General features: G+C 71.7%; 3 protein-coding genes. 1 reads left to right on the top strand and 2 read right to left on the bottom strand.

Annotated elements, in window-relative coordinates; translation table 11 throughout:
• Positions 1 to 90 precede the first annotated feature (90 nt).
• On the top strand, positions 91 to 690 hold the full coding sequence (locus ACWGH4_RS31445; protein ID WP_453466878.1) for a DUF998 domain-containing protein: 600 nt from the start codon (positions 91 to 93) through the stop codon (positions 688 to 690).
• Positions 691 to 763: 73 nt separating this feature from the next.
• Here ACWGH4_RS31445 and polX read toward each other — a convergent pair whose 3' ends face one another.
• Both polX and ACWGH4_RS31435 read right to left on the bottom strand, forming a co-directional pair.
• On the bottom strand, positions 764 to 2491 hold the full coding sequence (polX, locus tag ACWGH4_RS31440) for a DNA polymerase/3'-5' exonuclease PolX (RefSeq protein WP_453466876.1): 1728 nt from the start codon (positions 2489 to 2491) through the stop codon (positions 764 to 766).
• A 371-nt stretch (positions 2492 to 2862) separates the two neighbouring features.
• Positions 2863 to 4735: tetratricopeptide repeat protein (locus ACWGH4_RS31435; RefSeq protein WP_453466874.1), on the bottom strand; the 1873-nt coding region annotated here is incomplete at its 5' end.

The raw sequence follows: 4735 nt of genomic DNA, 5'->3' as shown, positions 1-4735 counted from the left end.
GCGCGGAGTCGCGGCCGGCCCGGACCCGATCGGACTGCACCACCTGCGTGTTCGCGGCGGACGGAAGATCGTGCGCTTTACGGTGGGCTGATGCGATCTGTTCCCAGGTGGACCCTGATCTCGTCGGGGTGTGCCCCTGTCGTCCTGGTCGGAGGCTGGACGGTCGCCGCACTGCTGCAAGGCCCTGCCTACGACCCCGCCACTCAGACGATCAGCGTTCTGGCGGCCTACGGGGCCGAGGGATTCGGGGTGATGACCGGAGCGCTCCTCGCCCTGGGCGTCTGCCATCTGTTCACCGCCTGGGGGCTGCGCCCGGCCGCGCTCGCCGGACGTGTGGCGCTGGCCGGAGGGGGAGTGGCGGCGTTCGCGGTGGTTCTGATCCCCGCGCCGAGCAGCGGCGGATCCCTGCGGCACGGGTCGGTCGCCGCGGTGGGCTTCGCACTCCTCGCGGTGTGGCCGGTGCTGGCCGCCGATCGCGGCGGAGCCGCGCCATGGGGACTACGGCCCCTGCCCTCGCTCGTGGTGACCGTTCTGATGGGCGTGGGTGCGGTCTGGTTCCTGATCGAGACGAACCGCCACGGTGTCGCAGGCGTCGCCGAACGCCTGGTGACGTGCATGCAGTCCGTATGGCCCTTGGTGGTCGTTGCCTCCTGCCTTCTGCACCCCGGCGACGAAGGACCCTCGAAATGACCGCGGCCGGCCGTCGGATGTGACGGGGCCGGGCGGACCGGTGTCCGCGCCACAGTGCGGCGTCCGCGGTTCGTCAGGCGCCCTTCTTGCCCAGGAACCGGCGCAGCTTGGTCAGCGGCCACGTGTTGATGACGTCCTCCTTCGTCAGCCAGCCACGCTGCGCCGTCGCCACCCCGTAGCGCATGTACGGCAGATGCGTGATCGCGTGCGCGTCGGAGTCCACGGCGAACTTCACGCCGTACCGCTTCGCGCGCAGGATGTCCTCGTCGCACAGGTCGAGGCGCTCGGGATGCGCGTTGATCTCCAGAGCGGTGTCCGTCCGCGCGCAGGCGGCGAAGACGGCGTCGAAGTCGGCGTCGATGCCCGGGCGCTTGCCGATCCGGCGGGTCGTGGGATGTCCGATGACGGCGACGTGCGGGTTCTCGCAGGCGCGGACGAGACGGCGGGTGAGTTCCCGCCTGCTCTGGTTGAAGTGCGAGTGGACCGAGGCCACACAGATGTCGAAATCCGCGAGGAACTCGTCGGGCCAGTCCAGGGTGCCGTCCGGACCGATGTTGAGTTCGGTGCCGTGCAGCAGCCGCATCTTGTGGTGCGTGCCGTCGAGCGCGCGGACCCGCTCGCGCTGGGCCAGGATCTTCTCCTTGGTCATGCGCTGCATGTACAGGTTGGGGGCGTGGTCGGTGACGGCGTAGTACGCGTAACCGCGGGCGGCAGCGGCGGCGACCATGTCTTCCAGCGGGGCCAGACCGTCGGTGAAGTCGGTGTGCGTGTGCAGATCGCCGCGGATGTCCTTCTCCGACAGGAGGTCCGGCAGCTCGCCGTTCAGTCCGGCCGCGATCTCACCGCGGTCCTCGCGCAGCGTCGGCGGGATCCAGGGCAGACCCAGCCTGGCGTAGATCTCCTCCTCCGTCTCGGAGGTGATGCTCTCCCCGCTCTCGGCGTCGAAGAGCCCGTACTCGGACAGCTTGAGCCCTCGACGCACCGCGATCTCGCGCGTGCGGATGTTGTGGGCCTTGGAGCCGGTGAAGTACTGCAGCCCCGCGCCCCACGAGGCCGGAGGGAGGACCCGTAGATCCACCTGAAGTCCGGTGGTGGTGCGCACCGACGTCTTCTTCTGCCCGTGTGCGATGACCTCGGCCGTGTGGGGCAGGGCCGTGAGGGCGTCCATGAACGGGGCCGACCGGTGCGCCGCCACGAGGATGTCGACGTCCCCGATTGTCTCCTTCATACGGCGCAGGGACCCCGCGTACGCGCACCGGACACAGCCGCGGACGTCCGACAGCTCGGCGACGAGCTGTTCGGCGACGTCCATGGCGGCGTTGACGAGCATCCGGCCCTCACCGGCCCTCTGGAGCACCGAGATCCCGTGCAGGAGGTTGCCCTCCGTCCGCTCTCCGAAGCCCTTCAGATCGCGCAGCCGTTCCTGGTGAATGGCGTCGAGCAGCTGGTCGACGGAGGCGACCTCGAGCTCCTCGTACAGGACCAGGGCCTTGCGGGGCCCGAGCCCCGGAATCGTGATCAGCTCCCGCACCCCGGCCGGCACGGACGACCGGGCCTCCTCGACGACGGACATACGGCCGGTCCGCAGGTACTCCAGGATCTTGTCGGCGACGGACCTGCCGACGTTCGGGATCTCGCGCAGCCCCTCGGCGTCGAGCTTCGAGACGTCCTCCGGGTGACCCCCGACGGCGCGGGCGGCCTTCTCGTAGGCGCGCGCCTTGAAGGCCTCCCCGCCGCGGATGGCGATGAGGTCGGCGTACTCCTGGAGCAGCGCCTCGACCTGATCGTTGGCTCGGGCCATGTCTCCAGGGTGCCCCCGCCCACCCCCGGTGGGCACGCCGGGAGCCCGGGCGCCGGCCGGGCGTGCGGAAGCAGTGCCTCACCCCCGGCCCACGTACGCCCGCGCGGACGGATGCCCGCGTCATGGGCGCGTCATCGTCGCCCGGGGCGGCGAGGCGAGCGGCCAGGGCGGCGAGGTGGCCACCGTGGTGCTCGTCCAGCCGCGGAACGACGTTGGCAGTCGCTCTGCCGGCTCCGCGGGATCCCCCGGCACCGCGACGTCGGGGAACAGGCGAGGCCCGTGGAACGGTGATGCCGCTCCAGGGTGCCCGGGCCGCGTGGTGCGGTGCCGTGCCCGGGACACGGCAGCGTGAATCGGCACCGGTCGCTGCCTCAGGTGCTCTCGTCGGCCGGGTGACTGACGCGGTTGAGTCCGTCCCGTGCCAGGCCGTACTGCCGTGGGTAGTCACCTGCTCCGGGCAGGGAGAGGGCAGTGCGGAACTCCTTTCGTGCCTCGGCGCGGCGGCCCGCTGCCGCGTAGGTGCTGCCGAGGCGGATGCGGACGTCCATTTCCAGCCCCGTGCTCGTGTGCTCGGTGAGCGTGGCCAGGGCCTGATGGTGGGTGTCGACCGCGGATTTCACGCTGCCCTGGGCGTGCTCCACCGTCGCCAGCCGCGACAGGCTCGCCGCGCGCAGCGGCAGGTCCCCGTCCTCGCGGGCGAGTTCGGCGGCCTGCAGCAGCACGTCCCTGGCCTCCGCATACCGGCCGATGGCCAGGAGGGTGTCGGCGAAGAAGCACAGGGCGTTGCTGAGCGTTCTGGGTCGGCCGCTCTTCTCGGCGACAGCGAGGGCGGTCGCACTGAGCTCGAATGCCTGCTCGTGCCGCCCCTGCTGGGAGCGGATCGCGCCGAGACTGGAGATCGCCATCGTGGTCAACCAGGCGTCGTCGAACCCGGCCGCGAGCTCCACCGCCTCGTCCAGGTGGGCCACTGCTTCGTCGATGCGGCCCAGCATCCACTCGGCCACCCCCAGGCCGACGGCGGAACGAGCCCTTTCCCGCAGATCGTCCTCGCCGCCACTGTGGAGGAGTGCTTCGGTGAACCACGTGTGCGCCCCCCGCAGCCGCCCCTGGTAGACGTCGATCATTCCCAGGCAGTTGCGCAGCGAGGCGGACATCCGCCGGTCGGTGGCCCGGTCGGCACACGCAAGCGCAAGGTCCAGCGCGGTGCGGCACTCGTGGTACCGGCCCTGGCACACAAGATGGTCGACCAGGGCTTCGGCGACCCAGCAGGCCTCGTCGAACCGGTCCGCGGCGGCGGCGTAGGCCACGACGTCGACCAGTTCTCCGCCCGCCGCGTTGAGCCATGCCGAGGCTTCCCGCCGACTGCGGAAGGGGGCATCGGCGATGTCTGGACCGGTGGGGAAGGCCACGGGGCCCCAGTCACCGGCCGTGCGGCCCGCGGCCGTGTAGAGGCGCAGCACGGCGGCGCGGTCCGCTGCGGCCTGCTCCGGCGCCTCGGCCGCGATGCGCCGCGCATGCGCGCGTACGAGATCGTGCAGCCGGTAGCGGCCGGGATGCGGCTGCTGCAGCAGGCTCGCGTCGACCAGGTCCTCGAGAAGACCTTCGGCGTTCTCACGGGAGCCGCTCAGCATCGAGGCGAGGACGGGGCCGTCGAAGACGGCGGTCGGAACCAGGCCCAACGCACGGAAGACACGCCGCAGTTCAGGTGTCAGCTGGTCGTACGACATCCGGAACGCGGCTTCCACACTGCGGTCGCCGGCCCGTAGCTCGCCGAGGCTGCGCGTGTCGTCCGACATCCGGCCGGCCAAATGGCTCAGGGTCCAGGACGGGCGGTTCTGGAGCCGGGCGCTCGCGATGCGCAGCGCCAGCGGCAGACCGCCGCACCGCCGGGCGAGCTCAAGAGCCGCCTCGGGCTCGCGGTCCGTGCGGGATTCCCCGAGAAGCTCGCGCAGCAGGCCGACCGCCTCGGCCGTGTCCAGGGGCTCCACGGTCAGCCGCAGATCGGCGTCGAGACCGGCCAGGCGCTGCCGACCCGTGACCATGACCCGGCTTCCCGGCCCGGCCGGCAGCAGGGGGCGCACCTGGTCGGCGCTGCGGGCGTCGTCGATGACGAGCAGCAGTCGCAGTCCGCTCGTGGCCGCGCGCCAGGCCGTGACCAGGTGCCCCAGGTCGTCGTCCACGTCGTCGGAGAACTCGTCGCCGCCGCGGACCGCACGGAGCAGCCGGCGCAGTGCACGCCGCGGG

It is taken from the genome of Streptomyces sp. NPDC054847 (assembly GCF_053610925.1).
The sequence above is the reverse complement of the archived record's forward strand: the minus strand, read 5'-3'. Positions and strand labels throughout refer to the sequence as shown.

Excerpts from the sequence above, each read along its gene's own strand:
- ACWGH4_RS31445 (WP_453466878.1), top strand. The coding sequence starts at position 91 with ATGCGATCTGTTCCCAGGTGGACCCTGATCTCGTCGGGGTGTGCCCCT.
- polX (WP_453466876.1), bottom strand. The coding sequence starts at position 2,491 with ATGGCCCGAGCCAACGATCAGGTCGAGGCGCTGCTCCAGGAGTACGCC.